The organism is Idiomarina baltica OS145, from assembly GCF_000152885.1.
Lineage (GTDB): Bacteria > Pseudomonadota > Gammaproteobacteria > Enterobacterales > Alteromonadaceae > Idiomarina > Idiomarina baltica.
Genome location: NZ_CH672405.1, coordinates 313,713 through 334,161, shown reverse-complemented (window position 1 = coordinate 334,161; position 20,449 = coordinate 313,713). Strand labels below are relative to the sequence as shown.

The 20,449-nt window shown below is 46.0% G+C and carries 13 protein-coding genes; 5 read left to right on the top strand and 8 right to left on the bottom strand.

Going from position 1 to position 20,449, the window contains the following annotated elements; all coding sequences use genetic code 11:
* Positions 1–31 precede the first annotated feature (31 nt).
* The 4 genes from OS145_RS07400 to OS145_RS07385 all read left to right on the top strand — a co-directional run bounded on the left by OS145_RS07400 (position 32) and on the right by OS145_RS07385 (position 6,176).
* Entirely contained in the window at positions 32–1,279 is a 1,248-nt protein-coding gene (locus tag OS145_RS07400; protein ID WP_006955684.1) for a TolC family protein, read from the top strand.
* The gene (locus OS145_RS07395; RefSeq protein ID WP_006955683.1) at positions 1,276–2,178 is read left to right on the top strand and encodes an efflux RND transporter periplasmic adaptor subunit; all 903 of its coding nucleotides are present in this window, start codon (positions 1,276–1,278) and stop codon (positions 2,176–2,178) included. The genes OS145_RS07400 and OS145_RS07395 overlap by 4 nt, the downstream gene beginning before the upstream one ends.
* 12 nt (positions 2,179–2,190) lie before the next feature.
* Positions 2,191–5,322 (top strand): efflux RND transporter permease subunit, encoded by a 3,132-nt coding sequence (locus OS145_RS07390; protein ID WP_006955682.1) that lies wholly within the window; start codon positions 2,191–2,193, stop codon positions 5,320–5,322.
* A 293-nt stretch (positions 5,323–5,615) separates the two neighbouring features.
* Positions 5,616–6,176, top strand: a complete 561-nt coding sequence (locus tag OS145_RS07385) for a tyrosine-type recombinase/integrase (protein ID WP_006955681.1) — start codon at positions 5,616–5,618, stop codon at positions 6,174–6,176.
* A gap of 37 nt (positions 6,177–6,213) precedes the next feature.
* Here OS145_RS07385 and OS145_RS07380 read toward each other — a convergent pair whose 3' ends face one another.
* The 8 genes from OS145_RS07380 to OS145_RS07345 form a co-directional block, all read right to left on the bottom strand.
* A complete protein-coding gene (locus OS145_RS07380; RefSeq protein WP_278043236.1) occupies positions 6,214–7,002 on the bottom strand; it encodes a DUF3037 domain-containing protein in 789 nt (262 codons plus the stop codon).
* Between the two features lie 14 nt (positions 7,003–7,016).
* Complete coding sequence (locus tag OS145_RS07375; protein WP_006955679.1) at positions 7,017–7,721, bottom strand: HipA family kinase; 705 nt, start codon at positions 7,719–7,721, stop codon at positions 7,017–7,019.
* Between the two features lie 103 nt (positions 7,722–7,824).
* Positions 7,825–8,829, bottom strand: coding sequence for a YecA family protein (locus OS145_RS07370; RefSeq protein WP_006955678.1), 1,005 nt, complete (start codon positions 8,827–8,829; stop codon positions 7,825–7,827).
* A 30-nt stretch (positions 8,830–8,859) separates the two neighbouring features.
* A complete protein-coding gene (locus OS145_RS07365) occupies positions 8,860–9,642 on the bottom strand; it encodes a M48 family metallopeptidase (protein ID WP_006955677.1) in 783 nt (260 codons plus the stop codon).
* A gap of 3 nt (positions 9,643–9,645) precedes the next feature.
* Positions 9,646–12,927, bottom strand: a complete 3,282-nt coding sequence (locus OS145_RS07360; RefSeq protein WP_006955676.1) for a type I restriction endonuclease subunit R — start codon at positions 12,925–12,927, stop codon at positions 9,646–9,648.
* A 156-nt stretch (positions 12,928–13,083) separates the two neighbouring features.
* Positions 13,084–13,965, bottom strand: coding sequence for a GIY-YIG nuclease family protein (locus tag OS145_RS07355; protein ID WP_006955675.1), 882 nt, complete (start codon positions 13,963–13,965; stop codon positions 13,084–13,086).
* Positions 13,962–15,221, bottom strand: a complete 1,260-nt coding sequence (locus tag OS145_RS07350; RefSeq protein WP_006955674.1) for a restriction endonuclease subunit S — start codon at positions 15,219–15,221, stop codon at positions 13,962–13,964. The genes OS145_RS07355 and OS145_RS07350 overlap by 4 nt, the downstream gene beginning before the upstream one ends.
* Positions 15,211–16,746 (bottom strand): type I restriction-modification system subunit M, encoded by a 1,536-nt coding sequence (locus tag OS145_RS07345; protein WP_006955673.1) that lies wholly within the window; start codon positions 16,744–16,746, stop codon positions 15,211–15,213. The genes OS145_RS07350 and OS145_RS07345 overlap by 11 nt, the downstream gene beginning before the upstream one ends.
* 356 nt (positions 16,747–17,102) lie before the next feature.
* On the opposite strand from OS145_RS07345, the gene OS145_RS07340 reads away from it, so the two are divergent.
* Positions 17,103–20,444, top strand: coding sequence for an STY4851/ECs_5259 family protein (locus tag OS145_RS07340; protein WP_006955672.1), 3,342 nt, complete (start codon positions 17,103–17,105; stop codon positions 20,442–20,444).
* Positions 20,445–20,449 lie beyond the last annotated feature (5 nt).

Below are 20,449 nucleotides of genomic sequence, written 5' to 3'. Positions count from 1 at the left end.
TTTAAAACCTATAAGTTAATGGAGAAGCAACATGAAGTATTTATACTTCGTGGCAGCCTTTTGCTTAGGTGCGCTAGTGCCTGTGGCGACGGCTGCGACGACAGATTTAAAGCTGAAAGAAGCGTTACAAAAAACGATCAAGAATAACCCTGAGTTACTGGAGTATGATTATAAAATACGAGCTGCAGGAGCACTGATAGAGCAGGCTGAGTTTTCAGCGAACCCAAGGGTATCTGCGGAAATAGAAAACTTTGCCGGCTCAGGACGGCTAGAAGGTATCAGTAACTCAGAATTGACCGTATCCTTTTCTCAGCTCATAGAGTTAGGGGACAAACGGCAGTTACGAGTTAAAGCTGCAACCGAAAAAGAGAAAGCTCAGCGAGCAGAGTTTGAGTATCGTCAAATTGAGGTTTTGGCAGAAACCACACAGCGTTTCTATGACATTTTAAAACTTCAGCAAGTCGCGCATACCAGCGAGCGTCAAATTCAGCGAACTGAGCGACTGATAAAAGTGGCACAGGAGCGTGTAGAAGCTGGCGCGGTGCCTAAATCCGAGGTTATTCGCATTAAATTACAGTTAGAGCGCCAATACGCTTTCTCTGACGAGTTGAACGGTAAACTGAAAAAGCAACAAGCTGAACTGGCTTCAATGTGGGCAGGCGAGCTCAATTTTACGCGCGTCTCTGGAGACTTTACTTTTCCGCTAAGCCTCCCGGAAAAAGCCAACGTGTTATCGGCTGTTAATCGGGCGCCGGAGTATTTGCGTTTACTGGACTCTGAGCAACTTCTACAAGCGCAAGCCAGAGCGTTAGCAGCGGACTCAAAGTCGGATATTACCGTTGGTGTCGGGGCTCGCTACAATAATGAGTTCGATGATGTAGGTTTAATCGTCCAGGCATCGATGCCATTGCAGTTCACTGACCCTAACGTCGGTCGCATAAAACAAAGCCGATTACTGCATCAGTCTAACCTGGCGCAGCAAAAACAGGTTCGGCAGCAACTAAAATCACTGGCTTTATCGCTAGTGCACAGTTTGCAAACTCACCAAAGTTATCTGCAAAAGATAAATCAGCGACTGATGCCATTATCTGAGCAATTACTTGAACAGACTCAACAGGGTTACGCACGCGGAACGCATTCTTTGTTGCAAGTGTTAGACGCGCAAACGGAGTTAGCCAAACTCGAGTACGAAAAAGTTTCTCGGAAACATGCGATTTACAGCGACATCATCGAATTAGAGCGCATGACCGGACAGCCGTTTTTAGGAGTACAACAATGAAACTCAACACATTGATTACAATTATCTGCATTGCCAGTTTTTCACTGCCCGCATTGGCTTATGAGAAAGAACACGAAGAGCATGAAGCACCCCATACCAATTTAAGTGATGCAGCAATAGAAAACGCGAAATTAACGTTGGCAACAGCGAGCGCTCAAAGCATTCGAGTAAAGCAAACAATTTTCGGTGTAATAGCCCCCAATAATAACAATATTGTGCATATCGGAGCGAAGTACAAAGGTATTGTTACGTCACTAAAGGCCAATATCGGCGATGCCATAAAAGCCGGGCAAACTCTGGCTGTTGTTGAGAATGTTACGACAGGCACGGCATTTGAAGTCATCAGCCCAATTAGCGGAGAGGTAACTGCACGTTTTACCAACGTTGGTGAAGTGGTTGAGCAAAAGCCATTATTTGAAGTCCTGGATCCATCATCGGTCTGGGTAGAGCTTTCAGCGTTCCCGGAGAACATTGAGTCGTTAGAAGAAGAGCAAACGACCTATGTGTACGACTTGCATCATCATAAAACCGTCGAAGGAACTGTGTCTTATATCTCGCCACAAATGACTGGCGGACATATTGCACGCGCACTTATCGAGTTGCCCAATCAGTCGGGGCATTGGCGACCGGGAATGCACGTAAAAGCGGATGTCGTTACAGACAGCTTTAACGCGAGCTTGGCGATAAACAATGATGCTGTTCAACGTTTAGAAGATAACCCCGTTGTTTTTATTAAAGAGGGTAATCGTTTCGAAGCCAGGGAAGTTGAGTTAGGCCGAACTGACGGTGAATACACCGAGGTGTTATCGGGTATTGAAAATGGCGAAAGTTATGTCGTTGAAAACAGCTACTTGATAAAGGCTGACATTCTAAAACAAGGCGCAGGCCACAGCGATTAGGGAGAGTAAACAATGATAGATGCACTCATTCGCTTTGCGGTTGAGCGTCGATGGCTGGTGCTTGCCGCAACTTTGTTAGTAGCAGCTGCGGGCGTTTATAGCACATTAAAGCTACCCATCGATGCTGTGCCGGATATTACCAATGTTCAGGTACAGATAAATTCAGAAGCGCCAGGCTATTCGCCATTAGAAACCGAACAACGTATTTCTTATCCGGTGGAAACCGCGATGGCAGGTTTACCAAAGCTGGACTACACCCGCTCGATCTCACGCTATGGGTTGTCGCAAGTTACCGTGGTGTTTGAAGAGGGCACCGATATTTACTGGGCTAGACAGCAAATCAGTGAGCGATTGCAAAAGGTAAGGGGAGAAGTACCCGACGGTATCGAGCCGACGATGGGGCCAATAGCCTCCGGCCTTGGTGAAATTGTTAATTATGTAGTACGCGCGAAAGAGGGGGCTACCAATGCCGATGGCGAGGCGTATACGCCCGAGCAGTTGCGTACCATCCAGGATTGGATCATTAAGCCGCAACTGGTCAAGGTGCCCGGTGTTACCGAGATTAATAGTGTGGGGGGTTATGAAAAGCAATACCAGGTGGCTCCCATCCCCGGTCGTATGCTGGCCTATAAAGTGACCATGCAGGACCTTTTGGCAGCATTGGATCTTAACAATAGAAACGCTGGTGCCGGTTATATCGAGAAAAATGGTGAGCAATGGTTGGTGCGTTCGCCTGGACAGCTTAAGACACTTGATGATATTCGTGGTGTGGTCGTGACAAAACGTGATGATGCACCGGTGCGCGTGAGTGACGTGGCTGAGGTCAAACTGGGAGAACAATTACGCACTGGCGCTTCAACCTCGGGCGAGAGCGAGGTGGTATTGGGCACGGCCATGATGCTTATTGGCGAAAACAGTCGCATCGTTGCACAGAATGTCGCCAATAAAATTGAGGAGGTGCAACGAAGCTTGCCAGACGGGGTGGTGATTGAAACGGTGTATAACCGTACTTCTCTCGTTGATAAAACTATTGCAACGGTCGAGAAAAACCTGTTTGAAGGTGCGGTGCTGGTTATTGTGGTGCTTTTCATTCTGCTTGGAAATGTCCGTGCAGCACTGATTACGGCGTGCGTTATTCCCTTGAGTATGCTGTTTGCGGTAAGCGGCATGGTCGCCAACAAGGTGTCTGGTAATTTAATGAGCCTGGGCGCAATTGATTTTGGTATTATCGTCGATGGTGCGGTCATTGTGGTTGAAAACGCTTTGCGACGGCTTGGAATTGCACAGCAACGCTTAGGCCGGGTACTTACCACTAAAGAGCGCTTAATTGAAGTAACCCATAGTACTCGTGAGGTATTTAACCCTGCGGTATTTGGTGTGCTTATCATTATGCTGGTGTACTTGCCCATATTTGCGTTAAGTGGTGTTGAAGGCAAAATGTTTCATCCCATGGCGTTTACTGTCGTAGCCGCGCTTTTAGGGGCTCTGATTTTCAGCGTTACCTTTGTACCCGCTGCTATTGCAATATTTGTCCGTGGCAATATTAAGCACGGTGAAAACCGAATAATGCGAGCCGCCCGCAAAGTGTATCAGCCGGTTTTACGGCAAACACTGAAGCTTCCAGTTGTCATTATTTTGCTTGGCTTTGGGCTGTTTGCGGTATCAATGTTTCAGGCGAGTCGCATGGGAACTGAGTTTTTGCCACAGCTTGATGAAGGCGATATTGCCATGCAAGCCTTGCGCATTCCGGGGACTGGCTTGCAGCAATCTATAGCAATGCAAAAAGATGTCGAGTCTGTGGTGTCACGCTTTGACGAAGTTAAACTGGTATTCTCAAAAATTGGTACCCCGGATGTTGCGACCGACCCTATGCCACCGAGCGTCGCTGATACCATTATTATTTTAAAGGAGCGTGAGGACTGGCTAAACCCAGAAAAAACCAAAGAGCAACTGGTTGCTGAAATACGAACTGCTGTGCAAGAGCTTCCCGGTAATAAGTACGAGTTCACTCAACCGATTGAAATGCGGTTTAACGAACTTATTGCAGGCGTTCGAGCTGACTTGGGGGTTCGTATTTATGGCGATGACTTGCAAACGCTTAAACGGTTAGGCGACTCAGCCGCCGCAGTCATTCGCACCGTTAATGGCGCTGCTGATGTTCGGGTTGAACAAATGACGGGTTTATCGACACTCTCAGTGATACCTAAGCGTGATCATTTAGCGTTATTAGGCCTAACAGTCGCTGATGTACAGCGAGCAGTTCAAGCTGCGGTTGGTGGAGTTCAGTCAGGGATTATTTACGAGGGGGATAAACGCTTCAAGCTAATGGTACGTCTCGACAAAGAATGGCGTAAGAGCATTGAACAGCTTAAATCACTGCCTATTGATCTGCCTGCCGGCAACCCTGAGCTGCGCTATGTGCCGTTGGGAGAGGTCGCCGAATTGAGTTTGGAAAGTGGACCGAACCAAATTAACCGAGAAAGCAGCAAACGCAATGTTATTGTGAGTGCGAATGTTGAAGATCGTGATTTGGGCTCTTTTGTGGCAGATGTTCAGGATGCGCTAACGACTGACGTTGATTTGCCAGCAGGTTATTGGGTTAACTACGACGGTACCTTTGAACAGCTGCAATCAGCTTCCCAACGGTTGAGTTTGGTTGTGCCATTAGCGCTGCTATTAATTATTGGCCTGCTATACAGTGCGTTTAATTCGCTGAGCAGTGCACTCGTCATATTCACAGGCGTTCCCTTAGCGCTGACCGGCGGGATATTCGCATTAGCGCTGCGTGATATGCCGCTATCAATTTCCGCTGCAGTCGGCTTCATTGCACTGTCGGGCGTGGCGGTTTTGAACGGCGTGGTCATGCTGACATTCATACGGCAACTGCTGCGCGACGGACTGCCATTGAAAGATGCGGTGTTTGAAGGCGCGCAACAGCGGTTAAGACCTGTACTGATGACTGCTCTCGTAGCTAGCCTGGGCTTTGTCCCTATGGCATTTAATACCGGTGTCGGCGCTGAGGTACAGCGACCACTGGCTACTGTGGTAATCGGCGGCATTGTCTCGTCGACATTATTGACTTTGGTGGTGCTGCCAGCGTTGTACTACACAGTGCAGCGCTTTAATGGAACTGCAAAAGCCTAAGTGGAGGCCTTAGCTAATTGCAAAGCACGCCCCGACTTGGGCGTGCTTTTTTATTGCTATATCGATGAGGAAGGTAAGAAGTTTTTGGCGACTCAGTGCTTAGAGTTGTGTCGTTCAGGTAATACTGATGTGTAATATTCTTAAATATATATTATGCCGAGTGAGCCTCAATTGCTAATGTTCCCAAATTGCAATAACGGGAACAAGCAAACCCACTAAAAACGGGCTATTTCCCCCTTTATACCCTCTTAAGTACTCAAAATCACGTTTTACAGCAAAAAAGGAACTCGATCATGGCCGAAGTGCAAGCGGTTAAAGATCTGGATACCGTAAAGCTGATTAGCTACCTTCTCAAACGAACATACGGTCAGCAAATTGCTGATGTTTGGGATGTGGGCTTGAACCTGGCATTACGGATCTCAGATTTACTATCCATAAAATTTGAAAACATTAACGACGAGCGTCTGACCCTAGTTGAAGGGAAGACGTCGAAACAAGCAACCATTAAATTGAACGACAAAGCACGGTCGATTATTGGTCGCATCAAAGAGGAACACCCTGACCATATTTACCTGTTTCAGTCCTATCGCAACCAATGGTCCAAAGGTTTGGACGAGGCCCCGATTAGCCGCCGTTACGTTTCGCGGGCGTTCGCCGCGATAGGGGAGGAAGTTGGTATTAAACTGGGAACTCACTCAATGCGGAAGACCCGAGGTTATCACCTTTACAAGAATACGAACGACATCGCCAGGGTAATGAAAATGCTGCGTCATAGCTCTGAGGCTGTGACGCTGCGTTACATTGGCATTACTCAGGAAGATGTTGACCGTGACTTTGCTGAATTAGAGCTATAGGGGCTGAGTGCCCCTATTTTTTGATCCGGGCTTTGAATTATGCGTTATTAGCAAAACTCAAAATTTCTGGAGAATCATTGGCGTTCGCGACAATTATCTCTCTTTGAGAAGCGATGTTAACGGCTTCAAAGTACGCTTCTTCAAACCCTTTGTCTGTTGGTTTTTCTACTGCCAGCATCATGTTGTGCGGCAACACTATCTGCTCATGTTGTAAGCGAGTGAGTCTGTCTATCCACTGAGCTGCATGTTCGTACGCCGCTAATGGCGTTTTTCGTTCAAACGCAAGGGGGCGTATTACTTTAATACCACTAGTGCATTTTTTAACGAAAGGCAGTTTGAACTCGCCGAGCTTCGTTTCGACTATTTGAGCCTTAAAGTCTCTTATGTTTTCGCGTTTCAACAGTTGACGAATGTTCTGCTCGATAATGTTTTCTCGATACTTTTCGTTCAAGAAGCTTCTTTCGACATAGTGTTCGTACAAGTCGATGAGCTTATCGTCAATGTTATTAACTACTGCAGTGCTAACCCCTCCAAAAGAGATTACGCCTTCTCGGTGCCGGGTTAACTCTTGAAATAACGTAGCAGTAGTTTTTCCGGGCTTGTCCGTTGCGAATTCTTTTAGCCGATTAAGCTCAGCCTCCAGAAGTTCTAATGCGCTGCCAAACAGCCTGCCATCAAGATCCTCAAAAAACTGATTAACACGACCAAAACGCTTTCGTGCTAGTTTAAACTTTATTTTTCCGGTATCTGGAGCACAGACAACTACGCCAACGTTAGCAAACTCTTGGGTTTCAGCGAACGGCATAAAGCGCACAGTGGCATACATGCATAACGTATTCATTATATCCGCTCCCAGAAGTTATCTTCGTTTATTTGGCTTAATGTTAACCGAATCTGCTTCATAAAGTCATCTGTTAGATTCCACTCATCCGGTACGAGCGAGAATATTTCGTCAAGATGGCGAAGACAGTTACTCGCGCGCTCTTGATAAAGTTCTCGAGATAATAAATCTCGCTGTTGTATCCAAGCGTCCATACCGAGGTGATCTTTAGTAAAGTCGCTAAATTCGAAGCTATCATCAAATGCCAAGTTATGATCTAAAGCCCAAAAGTGCTGCTGAGCAGGCTGATAGAATACATTTGGATTGCCACCTTTCATTGACAAAGTTCTATCGGCGTTACGAACCCACAGGTCAAAGAGAAATAAATTTGCCGCGAGTTCCTGACCAAAGTTCATCATTAGTTGATAGTTGACCTCTTGAAGACCCTCTATAAACTCCGAGGCAAACGCGTCGCCTTCACCTAAAGAGTCTTGTGCCTCTTCGTTGTATTTAATGACTGATGAGTCGATGTATGCAATTTTGAAGTTTGGTAACGGCAAGCTAAAACGTTTTGCCAGATGGGCACATACGAATTCAGAAATTAGTTGCCTGTTCGTCGTTCTTTGCCCTTTAACAACGTATTTTTTGCCATCATCTGCGACACATAGAAAGGGCCGAGTGCTGCCTTGCTCTAGTGGCCTAATAATTTCTCTTATCTCAATCATGGGTGGCTTTTGATCCGTTTAACTCACCAAGGTTCTCAGATTATCGGCTAAATCAAAAAATCACAAACGCACTTCACCATTAGGAATTCAATTCGGCGTTATTCTAACCAACGGAAAACTCAAACGTTTCATGAAACAAAGGCAGACAGGTGATTTGGGGAGAAACTCTTTTACCATCGATAAACCGTCTGGGGTCAACCATGACAAATCCAAAGAATTGCAGAAAGCGATGAATAAAGCGTGATTCAATCAAAACTGCGAACTTGTCTCTATCCGACATGTATTCTTCCTCGTAGAGTTCATTGAGCAAATCAGGGAATGCCTGAATCATCTCATCCACGAGGCGTTGTTGTGACTCATGATGCTGAAGCCGCCAAACCATGAATAACCAGAACTGCTGCAGCGGGATTTCATCTTCCCAAAGGTCAAAGTAACCCCAGTTGTATTTATAGACCGCTGTTTCTAACATCATTGGGAAAAACGATTCCAAGCCAGTTTGCTGGTATTGGCGTTTAGCCCAGGCAGAGACGTGAAACTTATTACTTTTTAGCTTAAAAATACCCGTTATTTCAGCAAGAATGCGGCAGTAATGCAGGGCGTTAAACTTGTCTTCATTAGCACCTGCAAATTCACTAATGCTGATGGCCCGCTCGAATGGAACAACAGCAAATTCGGGTAAAAATGCGCTGGCTTCTTTGACTAGCGCCGCCGGGAGGTTCCCCTTGGCGGTCGCCTTAATCTGCCCACCGTTAGCTAATGCGGTCTCCAGCATCAGTTCTAAATAACGCATGACTGGGCTGGTACTTAAATCAGGTGGCGTATTTATCGTGATGCCGTCTAACTCGGAAAAAGGAGCATAAAGCCAGTTATTTACTTGCCCGGGCGTCAGACCGCAGAAGTCTTTGTGAGGCGTGTTATTAATTTTATTGGATTGGTGCTCGACGATAACATTCAGCTCGTCCATTGAAAGATCAGGATTCATCGCTAACATCTGCTCGATGTTATCAACAAAGTCAGCATGCTGCTTACCAACAGTACTCATACAACAACGCTTATATTTTTTGCCGCTACCGCAAGGGCAGGGTTCATTGCGACCGATCTTTGCCATTAGTCGACACCTTATTTAAATTTATTCTGCCTACCCATTAAAAATCCGCCCAGCCATCTGATCTAGCTGGTTCTTCACACGTTCCCAATCCGGCATAACCCGTCCCATTAGCCGATAAAAACGCTCACTATGGTTGTGTTCGGCTATGTGGCAGAGCTCGTGCAATATGACGTAGTCGATGCATTCGCGGGGGGCTTTTACCAACAGTGGGTTTAGGGTGATGCGTCCGTTAGGAGAGCAGCTTCCCCATTGCGTTTGCATGGTGAGTATTCGCAGAGGAGGGCGTTTATCAACCCACAATGCTTGCTCTAAAACGGCGTCTAAGCGCTTGTGGAAGACGTCTTTGGCTCTGACCTTATACCAGCCTTTTAATGCTGCCTTTACGCGCTCAGCTGTGTACTCACGCACGTTGACTTCAAGTTGACCTCGAAGCAGTTTAACACCGGCTGCCTGGTCGGGTTTTATCAGTACTTTGAGTACGTATTGCTTGCCCAGGTAGTAATGACTTTCACCGCTAACATAACGGCGTGGCGTAATGTGCGTTAGTTGTTTACGAAACTCTCGCAATTGCTGATAAATCCAGCGCGCCCGTTTTTTGGCGGCACGCAATACGTCGTCATCAGAGCTATCAACCGGTGCGGCTACTTTTACCGAGCAATCCGGCAACACTTTGATTTTAATTTTACGATCAGGGCTTTTGGCGGCAACGCGATCAAACTCAATCAGCTCGTCGGCGTAATAAAAGCTGAGTTTATCCCCGTATGGCTGATGCTTCTCAGTAACCTGATTAACAAAACGTATAGCAACGTTCATGGCTTAATGACCTAATTGCCCAACACGAACAACCTGCACAATCGCTTCGACAATCTTTTTCGCCTGTTCGATACCGCCGCCGACGGCCTTGCATTCCGCAAAAATCTTCGGCAGTAGCTTTTTGCGAATATCAGCTTCAATGTTATTCGGGTTAATCGAGTTTTCCGCAACGGACTGGCTAACGATGTTATCGACATCAAACGCAATCTCCACCCATTTATCCTGTGCCTGTTCATCCATTACTGTAAACGCCTCGGGTAGGTGCTTTTTGAACACGCCGTAATAGGCTTGCGCATGATGGTTGCCGGTCAACCGTTCAGGGATATCATCCAGACGACGCTCTTGTACCTGCTCCTCAAATTCGCGGAACAGCATGTACTGTTTCAGCGGGTGGTCAAACAGTTTTTCCGCTTCTTCAATAGCTTCACGCAGGAGCTTAGAAAAGGCTTCTTGAGCGTAAGGGTCATCACCGAGCTCTTGTTCAATCATCTTAGTGACACGGGTTTTAATGATATCAGTTTCGTTACGAGTCTTGTCCTCGCTCCAGTCCTCTGGCTCTTGCTTCTGACCCATTTTACCGACTTCGTAGACGCCTTCCGAGTCACGCACTTCGACACCAACGACGTGTTTATTCAGCAATTTTTTCACCTCGTGCGCGTACTCGTCGTAACTGACACGCTCGCCGGAATCCTGTTGCACAGTTTGGCGAAGGCTGGATAACTGTTTAACCGTTTCTTTGTATTGTCGACGGTCCTTTTCGGTAAAGCTCTTATCGTCAAAGAAGGTAGCCGACTGCAGTGCAACTTTAAGGCAAGTGGCAAAGGCTGTGAGTGCTTCGTAAAAGTCTTCGCGGCGTTTTTGGTTTTTATCCACCATCTCACCGTTAATTTCTTCCATGCGAGGCAACAGGGCATGACGCAGGGCTTCGGTGTCTGATTTATTCTTAACACCGTCAAATATCGCCCATAGCTCTTTATAAAGTTGGGGTAGGCGTTTGTACTCGGTACTCATTTGTTGGTACAGGCCATCAATGTCGTCGATGTCGTACCCGCCTTGTGTACGTGAAGCCAGATCCTGATATTCCTTTATGGTGGTATCCAGTTCGGACAGAATGCCGCGATAATCAATCAGTAGTCCAAACTTCTTGTCGGGGTGTAGGCGGTTAACCCGGGCAATCGCCTGAATGAGGTTATGGCCTTTAAGCGGTTTGTCGATATAGAGCACGGCGTTTTTCGGCTCATCAAAACCGGTTAATAGCTTATCAACCACAATCAACAGCTTCAGCTTCGGGTCTTTATCAAATCGCTCGACCAGCTCTTTGGTGTAATTCTGTTCATCAGATGAGCCGACGTGCTCTTTCCACCACTTACTGACTTCTGGCATGGCTTTCTCGTCAACCGAGGTATTGCCTTCGCGGGTATCGGGCGAGCTCATGACTACAGCGGATTCAAACAGCCCGACTTCGTCCAGGTATTTTTTGTACTTGATGGCGGAGGCTTTGCTATCGCAGCACAGCTGGCCCTTTAAGCCTTCATCGATGTTTTTGTCGAAGTGATGGGCGATGTCGTACGCAATCAGCTTTATGCGCTCGTCTGTGCCATACACCTGACCCCGGCGACTGAACTTTTTCTTTAAATCGCCTTTTTGCTCGTCACTTAAACCATCCGTCATACGCTCGAACCAGGCGTCGATGGCGCGCTCGTTAACATCCAGGTCGGGTATGCGCTCTTCGTAGAGTAGGGGCGTGACGGTTTTATCTTCCACCGCACGTTGCATGGTGTACGCGTGAACGATAGGACCGAACTTGTTGGTCGTTTTATCGTCTTTTAACAGCGGTGTACCGGTAAAGGCGACAAATGACGCATTCGGCAGTGCCTGGTTCATGCGAATGTTGTTTTCGCCGCCCTGGCTGCGGTGGCCCTCATCAATCAGCACAATAATATTCGGGCTGTTGTTATAACACTCAGGCAGTTTGGTGGCTGAGTTAAACTTCTGAATCAGCGTAAAGATAATGCGCTCGTTGCCCTTACCAATTTGCTGAGCCAGGCGTTTACCCGAGGTAGCCATGGCCGCCTCTTTGTCTTTCTTACTGGATAACTCGCCGCCAGAGGCAAAGGTCTTCGAGAGCTGGTTTTCTAAATCAACACGGTCGGTGACAACAATGACCCGGCATTGCTTCAGCTCTTCGTGCAAAATCAGCGCTTTAGATAAAAACACCATGGTGAAGGACTTACCCGAGCCGGTGGTATGCCAGATAACACCACCTTCGCGACCACCTTTACTGTTACGCTTTTGAATACGCTCAAGCAAACGCTTGATGCCAAAGACTTGTTGGTAACGACCCACAATCTTGCCAATTTTTTTATCGAAAATGGTGAAGTAGCGGATCATGTCGAACAGACGATCTTTAGAGAGCAGGCTTATCAACAGTTTATCCTGCCCGGTTACCATCAGCTCACCACCAGCAAGCAGGTTTTGATACCAGCTCAGGTCGCGATTGTCCCGGTGGTCGAACAAATGTTGTAGGGTGGCATCATCCAGCGTTTTATTTTTTAGCGCCAGCATTTCAGCATCGCTGATATCTTCTTCTTTCCAGGCGGCCCAGAACTTTTCCGGGGTCTCGACAGTGCCATAACGCCCATCAATACCGTTAACCGATAATAACAGCTGCGAATAGGCAAACAGGTGAGGGACTTCGTCAGGGCGTTGGTTACGTAGACTCTGTGAAATACCTTCGTTAATCGTTGGGCCTTTCTGGCTGTTGCCGTCAGGGCGTTTGGCTTCAATGACCACCAGTGGCAAGCCATTAACAAAGCAAACCAGGTCAGGGCGGCGACTGTCAAAGCCACCGGCACGTGTCACCGTGTACTCTTCGGTAAAGTGAAATTGGTTGTTGCCTGGATTTTGCCAGTCGATGATGGATACAGTCGGCGTGACCTTTTTGCCGTCGATAAATTCAGTCACCGGGATGCCGTACATTAAATGGTTATAAATCGCTTCGTTGGCATGCTGGAGGCCCTCATTCAGGGCAGGACTGCACAGATGCGAGACAATGTTATCAATGGAGTTTTCGGATAGCGGATAGCTCCTACCGGCATAATGAAAGGTACGCTTGCTCAGTAAATCACGTAATACCTCACGGAGTACCACACGGTCTTGCTTGCCACCACGCAGCGACAGCGCTTCTTGCGGCGATAAAAACGTCCACCCCAAACCGGCTAATAGCGTCATCGCCGGTATTTTAGCGGCGTATTCTTCCTGAAATTTGGGGGCAAACTGTTCCATTGTCTTCTCCGCGTAACGTCACCTGATGGCAACAGACGCTTTTTATTATTTTTAAATCAAAAAATAAGCTACCAGATTAAGTTGTTCGGCGAAACCGAACAACTCAGCTCTACTCAGTAGTAAACACAAAGTTGACTACTGCCTGTTCAGCTATTGTCATTCCTGGTTTTGAGATTCGCTGATATCGTTATCGCGTCCAACGTAATCATCCAGTGTTTGACCGTGTTTGGTTTTCCATTCCTTCCAGCCATTTGTAGCACCAAGGACTAAAAGGCAGGATGCCCCACTGGGCGTTTTGAATAGGTAGTCTTTTTGGAAAACGACGTTGTCACCATCCTTAGCCAACACGCCTTTCTCTAGCAGCGAATCACGCTGGGCTATTAAGCGTGGTTGTGTTGTTTTGCGTTTGGGGACATAAGGCGCTGATGAGCCTTTTAAAATAACCATCCCTTCATTGGTGTAAAAGGCTTTGGCATCGACGCCACCGCGCTGACAGTAAAAGACTTCTTCTGTGGCGGCTTCTTCGGCATCGACCAACGCTTCAAAAATAGGATAGCCCAGTGTGGCCAGTAACAATGAGCCGACACGATGTATTTCATCGCAGTCAGCTTTTAATGGAATTGGGGTATGAGGCTTCTGCCCTCGATTACCGTTGACCAATTCGTAGCGACCGCACTGGCGTGCTTTTTCAATACTTAACGACTCAAGGTAAAGCACGTGGGTTTGTGTCAGGTTATTGGTGAGTGAGATTAACACTAACGCTCGTTCCCAGTCCTTCGAGTCATCTTTTAAGTGCTGACCCAAGCGATGCCCGACATCGCCGGACTGACCGATATAAACTTCGTCCTGGTTCTCTCTGCCAACAAGAAAGTAAAGTCCAACCTGATGCGCTTCCTGCATTTTAAGAAACTCACCAATTTGATTACGCGGTACTTCAATTAACCGAACAATTGAGGTGGTGACTTCAGCAACGCGAATCCCCGATGGATCCCCGTTAGGTAAGAAGATTTGGATGGTTCTTGGTTGCTTATCCGTCATGCTGCCTCCTCATCAACTTTCACGCGACGTTTGCCGGTGAGCAGTTGTTGCATTAGGGATTTTTTTTCCTGTTTTAGAATATCAAGCTTAATTTGAAGTTTCAGAGACGCTTTGTCTATCGCGGATAGTACCTGCGAAATTTTAATTTGCTCGTCCAGCTTTCGGGGTATCCAAACCTTCAATTTTTTCAAATCTGACCCATAAAGATGGATGATTGTTATACCTTGAGCTAAAGAGGCTATTTCGTAACGTTTGATATGAGTAAGAACATGAGCCATAAATTGGGACGATAACTTCGAACGTGGTCGTAAGATATTTATATCACCACCAAGCAATACACCATTCTCCAGGATGGCTGTCGCGTTTGCTAAATCGATACCACTGGTAGTAGTAGAGCTTGGTATCAATATGTCTCCTGATTCCGAGAGTTCTGCTTCATTCTTATCAGTTCTACTGTTTACGTTATCAATGACCTCTGCGTAGCGAGTATACAACTCACCGTATAGCACGCACCGATTCTTGCCTGTCGTGCTAATATCGCTTTTTGATAGGCCTTTACCTCGCTTAAAAGTGAACAAGTCATTTAATGTAAAGCATTCCCACTCCCCACCAAACCGCACACCATTCTCATCCAGCAGGCGCTTTTTGCCGGTGAGCAGTTGTTGCATGAGGGCTTTTTTCTGCTGCTGGCTATTGGCGAGCAGTTGCTCGGTGGTGGTGATGGCCTTATCCCAGGTTGAGAGGATTTGGGCTATTTTCTGTTGCTCGGAAAATGGTGGGGCGAGAACTTTAAGCTTTTTAAAATATGGTAACCCGATAGTTTTTATCGTGGATCCAACAGCTTGGCGTTCAAATTCTGGTTTATTCAGCTGAAGCCAATTATATAAAAACCAACTATGTAACGTTTCTTTATTATCGCATATCCAAGCTATAAAGTGCTGGCTGACAGCCATTGGCTCAGCAAGAACCGCACTTTTACCAATGCCTGCATCTCGAGACAATATAACCGTTTCAGCTGGATGCAACTGAGCTGAGCTATTCTTGATGCCCTCAGCGGAAATCTCTTTATCCGTTTCGTATATATACCCTTGATCCAACCGGTAACTATCTGTCAGGGAGACCCACTTAATACCTCCGTTCCAGTATTCAGGGTATGACTTGCTAGGTGTATGGCCACTGCATCTCGTAGCCATTTTGTCTAATAACTCATACCTCCAACGTTTCGGAACTGATGACTCATCCAATTTACGAGCCATAACCCAACTCCTCCAGATATTTTTCCATCTGGCTTTCCAATTCCTCCAGTTCTACTTTTAGCTTTTGGCGCTCTACTCGAACTGCCATCAAATCGATTTCTTCCTCTTCCTCGAAGGTGTCGACGTAGCGGGGGATGTTCAGGTTGTAATCGTTTTCTTGAATTTCCCCGAGTGTTGCCAGGTACGAGTATTTTTCGACGGTTTCGCGGCTGTGGTAGGTATCGACGATTTTCTGAATATTGTCGTCGCTTAGCTGGTTTTGGTTTTTACCGGATTTAAATTCACGCGAGGCGTCGATGAACAGTACTTTGTCATCGGACTTCGATTTTTTGAACACCAAAATAGCGGCTGGAATGCCGGTGCCGTAGAAAAGCTTCTCGGGTAGGCCGATAACGGCGTCTAATAGGTTTTCGTCAATCAGTTGCTGGCGAATTTTGCCTTCTTTCGAGCCTCGGAATAATACGCCGTGTGGTACAACCACGCCCATGCGGCCCCCGCGTTTCGACGAAGACGCGGGCTTCAGTGTTTCTATCATGTGCAGGATAAACGCATAGTCGCCTTTGGTTTTGGGCGGTACGCCACGACGGAAGCGACTGAACTTGTCGTTCTCTGCGTCATCATGACCCCATTTATCCAGACTAAAAGGTGGGTTAGCGGTGACGATATCAAACAGCATCAGGTCGCCGTTTTTATCCAACAGCTTAGGATTACGAATGGTATCGCCCCATTCAATTTTATGATTATCCTCACCATGCAGGAACATGTTCATTTTGGCTAATGACCAGGTGGAGCCAATAGCTTCCTGACCGAACAGGGCATATTCTTTGCTGTCATGGTTTGCGATAACTTTGCGGCCACACTTCATCAATAAAGAACCGGAGCCACAGGCCGGGTCACAAATGCTGTCACCGGGTTGAGGGTCGAGTAGCTCTGCTATCAAGTCGGATATTTCAGGTGGGGTATAAAACTCACCGGCTTTTTGGCCGCCGCTGGCTGCAAAGTGTTTAATCAGATACTCGTACGCGTTACCGATAACATCCAGTGAACCTACGCGACTGGGTTTTAAGTTAAGCTCTGGCTTGGCGAAGTCTTCGAGCAAGTGTCGGAGAATGTCGTTTTTCTGCTTTTCTTCACCGAGCTTATCGGTATTAAAGCTGATGTCCTGGAACACACTTTTACCAGCGTCTTTTAGCTTGGTGCCGTTGGCTTCTTCAATGGCATGCAGAGCCTGGTCTATACGCTCACCATTACCCGGCTCATAGCGACGGTCATAGAGTGCATAAAAGCTAGCATCACGCGGTAACACAAAGCGTTCGCTCTTCATCATCTCTTCGATGAGCTCAGGCTCATCACCATGCTGGGCTACGTATTGATCGTAATGGTCCTGCCATACATCCGAGATGTATTTAAGGAAAAGCATGGTCAGAAGAAAGTCTTGATAGGTTCCGGCATTTATCGTACCGCGAAAGGTGTCACAAGCGTTCCAAAGTGCTTTATTGATGCTGTCCTGGCTAATCGTTGTCATTGTTATTAACGTCCCCGTACAACCTAGTTCTAAGCGTTATTGTCATCCATTATTTGCAGTCATTATGCCATGGAAAAATCTGATGTCACTGCCAGCAGTATGCACTTAAGATCCGAACTCCAGCTTCGTGGAAGGGAGTGCTTTATTGAGAGCGTAATGCATTGACGTGCAAGTTTGTTTTTAATCAGATTAGTTGTTTACGGGCCTTTGTAGTAGCTAACTCTTGAAGTAGCTTTATTAAAATCCCTAGATTCAAATAATAACCTAAACAAAATTTGTGTGGGAAATTTGGGTTGATCATCTAGAAGATTCAATTTAAATTTATTTCATAATTAAAAAAATATAATAATCAGAACATGGATAACTGCAAAGCATGGATCAACGAGTTTCTTTTTACTCGAGAGCTATTTCAAGGTCCGCAAGGCGAACCGTTATATTCTTACCAAGTTACAGCTGACGAATTTCAGAAGCTTATCTCTCTTTTAACTCATGCAAATCTCATTAAACACCCTCCGAAAGGACTGCCACACTATACGGGCGCAGCATTTTGTCTTTTGGTTGCGGAGTATTATCGTCGACAGTACACCGGTGAATATTCAACCAAGCCTATTGAAGACTTGATTTCACAGAAAATATCTCAACAGAATCGTGCTCAGCTCACGCTAGGTGGATTAGCTTTTTGGCGTCGTGAGCCCATAAAAACCGAGAACCGGATATCGTATTTAGGTTCATTGTTTGCTGAAGGAGGGTTGCCATGGCCTCTCTTAAATAGTGATACTCATGGTTTTGGTCGGGCAATTCGTCGTGGTATTGGTGCTTATTATAAAATTGCCGCAATGGATAAGTCGCTAACGTCATTGATGTTAGATAATCAGGAAGAATTACCGCAAGTATTCCGTACTATTCATACTGCTAAGTTACTCTCAGGTATTGTCGAACGCTTAACTAAGCTTACTGAGGCTTACCCGCTGCGAGAGGTGAAAAACCCAGCTGAATATTTGGATGAGCATGCTAAGGGGTGGAATAAAGATTTTCCTATACCGTTAGATATTGAAAATGGGCGACGCTTGATTAACGATTGGTTAATACAAGCAGAGAAGAGCCGTCATCAAAGTGCACTTGAGAAGAAGCGCCAAGCTGAGCTGTTATCTGAATTCACATCAGACAATTATTTTCAATTATCAAACCGTGGTGTCGATGTGACTTCCGAAGTGGTTATCCCGCGGGAGTTAAAAATTAAGCGCAGTGAGCAAGAGATAATATCTACTCGATTTGAGCCGTTAATTTATGAAGGCAACCGACTTATTTTTCGTGGCTCACCGATATATGCTAGCCTCGATCAGAAGCAAGACTGCATTCAGTTAACTTTCAAACGAACACGAGTTGAGGTTAAGCGCAGTGCCAGTGCCGAGCCACTTACTTTTAAATTAGTTTCACATGGTAGTGTTGTTTTTAATCGCACAATTGAAAATAGTTTGCTTGATTTGGATGCTTCGCCTTTGGTTCTTACTGAGCAGGCTGATCGCTGGTACATCGCTGGTTCTGAGTCCTGTTCTATCGCCGAAACGAGTGCCCGTTTATGGTTACCGAAGCAGTGCCAATTTGGTAAAGGTGAATCGGCTGCGAATTTGATTAAGGTCTATGATTTCGGCACATTGTATGAATTGTCGTCGAATGCATTGATTACAAACGCCGATAATGATGAATTTGAGATCCAACTTTGTAAAGCGCAACCACGTTCATTTATTCGAGTGATAGGGCATGAAACCAATTGGTCGACTTTACCGATTACCACCTATTTTGAATTTCCTAAATTGAACTTAAGTGATGACGCAAACTTTGCACTTGAAGATTTGCGCATATTCGTCAATGACAGGCGTGTTTTGAACCTGAACCATTTGTCTAATATTTATGGTCGTGTTCAGTTGGTTATAAAAGACAATTTCGATAAAACACTATTTCGACGGACCTTCGGTGTCGTTCCTCACGATTTAAAGATTCGTACACGGCCAGCTCGATCAGCAACCCCAGCATTTATTCAGTTTATGACCTCGGCTCGTTGCCAAGTAACGCCTAATGTTGCCAATGGCGCAGCCAACTATGTTGTCATTGATGAATTGGATGCCGGCAAATTCAGTTTGACCACGTGCGATAACAAAGCTCCAGTTTCTTTTAACGTGGATGTTTGCAGTGACAAATGTTCTAAACCAGTAACACTTCGTGTGCCATTTCCGGTCGCTGGAGCACGAATTATTACCCCCATGGGTGACGCGTTTGAGGGTACATCACTGCTGCTTGATGGCTTGTTAGGGCATCGGATTCAATTAACCAATAGTAGTGACAAAAGACAGCGTTTTAATATTGCCTTAAACGTTATGTCGAGAGGGCAGGTTAAGTACGTCAAAGATGATGTCGTATTTGTTGATCATTTGCCGATTGAAATTAGTTTGTTTGGCATGCATCGAGAAATTACCAAGTTGCTTGGTAATTTAAGCGATCAAGATGCGGCTGTGCAGTTAGTTATTCAGCTAGGTCAAACGGTTTTAAAGCGGGTAATCATACAGCGTTATAACGCGTATTTGGAACGTGATGGCTATGACCTTGTTATTAAAGACTATGAATGTAATGACATTCGTGCTCCCATTAATTTACGAGCAATTAATATAATTAACCCTGAACAGCATCCGCTAATTATTGAGCCAATTTTATCGGCTGAAACACCCACTGGACGTTATGCAATCGATAAACTGATCAGTTCGAATACAACATGGATCGTTCATTCAGATGCCGATGCTGAATTGAAAGTTCGGCCCTATGTTCAGCCGGGCGACGAGGTGGAAACCTTGGTGGAATCGGCTGATTTAGGCGCTTTAACATCATTACACTCAGCTTGTAATTTCTTTCACCCAATAGAGCGCCCGAACCTTATTCGCGAACAGATCGAAAAAATGGCAGTGGATTATAATCACTCAGGTTGGAACTATTTAAGTATTTTAAAGCGGAAATACGGCCATCTTCCGCTCTCAAGTTTCGAAGCCTGGCGCGCGTTAGGGTGCAATAGTGATGCGCTTGCTTTAGCTGTATTCCGGCTTGAACTTGATTCAATGTTTTGTGAACGCATTAGCGATGAGCTGGCGGTTGTCTGGGAGTTTATTCCTGTGGATACTTGGCGATCAGCGCGAACGTTATTTGCTAATGCGATAATGAAGTTAGGCGTTCCTGAAAGTTACGCGGACATTACGGTCCGAGAGCGCGAAGTTGCACTTAAAGATATCGTCTCGGCGTTTGAGTACTTGACTGACTATATACAGACCGGTGATGTACAAGCCGTTCGTCAATATCCGTACGAGAGGATTATTCCATGCTGGTATCAAGAACTGCGGCGTTTTTTTGCTGAAAACGATAATTGGCCGATTGATTTGTCACATGAGTTAAAAGCATTTGTGATGGCGTCGAGTTTAGGTGATGGCTTCAAGCAAGTATCTAGTATTGGTTACACCGATGCGGTGGTTTATTTGCCGATGTTTGTTGCCTGTATTACAGCCGGTCTAGCTAGTCCGAAAAGTTTAGGTGTGCCAACATCGCAATTGAAATTTGCAGTGACAAATCTGTCTGATTTTGGTCGTGAAATGTGGTTTAGGCCAGTACATGCAGCTACCACCGCTTATTTAATCGCTAATAATAATAACCCAAATTAAGAGTA

Coding starts and splice junctions, on each gene's coding strand:
- OS145_RS07400 (WP_006955684.1), top strand. CDS start 32: ATGAAGTATTTATACTTCGTGGCAGCCTTTTGCTTAGGTGCGCTAGTG.
- OS145_RS07395 (WP_006955683.1), top strand. CDS start 1,276: ATGAAACTCAACACATTGATTACAATTATCTGCATTGCCAGTTTTTCA.
- OS145_RS07390 (WP_006955682.1), top strand. CDS start 2,191: ATGATAGATGCACTCATTCGCTTTGCGGTTGAGCGTCGATGGCTGGTG.
- OS145_RS07385 (WP_006955681.1), top strand. CDS start 5,616: ATGGCCGAAGTGCAAGCGGTTAAAGATCTGGATACCGTAAAGCTGATT.
- OS145_RS07380 (WP_278043236.1), bottom strand. CDS start 7,002: ATGTATGCCACTGTGCGCTTTATGCCGTTCGCTGAAACCCAAGAGTTT.
- OS145_RS07375 (WP_006955679.1), bottom strand. CDS start 7,721: ATGATTGAGATAAGAGAAATTATTAGGCCACTAGAGCAAGGCAGCACT.
- OS145_RS07370 (WP_006955678.1), bottom strand. CDS start 8,829: ATGGCAAAGATCGGTCGCAATGAACCCTGCCCTTGCGGTAGCGGCAAA.
- OS145_RS07365 (WP_006955677.1), bottom strand. CDS start 9,642: ATGAACGTTGCTATACGTTTTGTTAATCAGGTTACTGAGAAGCATCAG.
- OS145_RS07360 (WP_006955676.1), bottom strand. CDS start 12,927: ATGGAACAGTTTGCCCCCAAATTTCAGGAAGAATACGCCGCTAAAATA.
- OS145_RS07355 (WP_006955675.1), bottom strand. CDS start 13,965: ATGACGGATAAGCAACCAAGAACCATCCAAATCTTCTTACCTAACGGG.
- OS145_RS07350 (WP_006955674.1), bottom strand. CDS start 15,221: ATGGCTCGTAAATTGGATGAGTCATCAGTTCCGAAACGTTGGAGGTAT.
- OS145_RS07345 (WP_006955673.1), bottom strand. CDS start 16,746: ATGACAACGATTAGCCAGGACAGCATCAATAAAGCACTTTGGAACGCT.
- OS145_RS07340 (WP_006955672.1), top strand. CDS start 17,103: ATGGATAACTGCAAAGCATGGATCAACGAGTTTCTTTTTACTCGAGAG.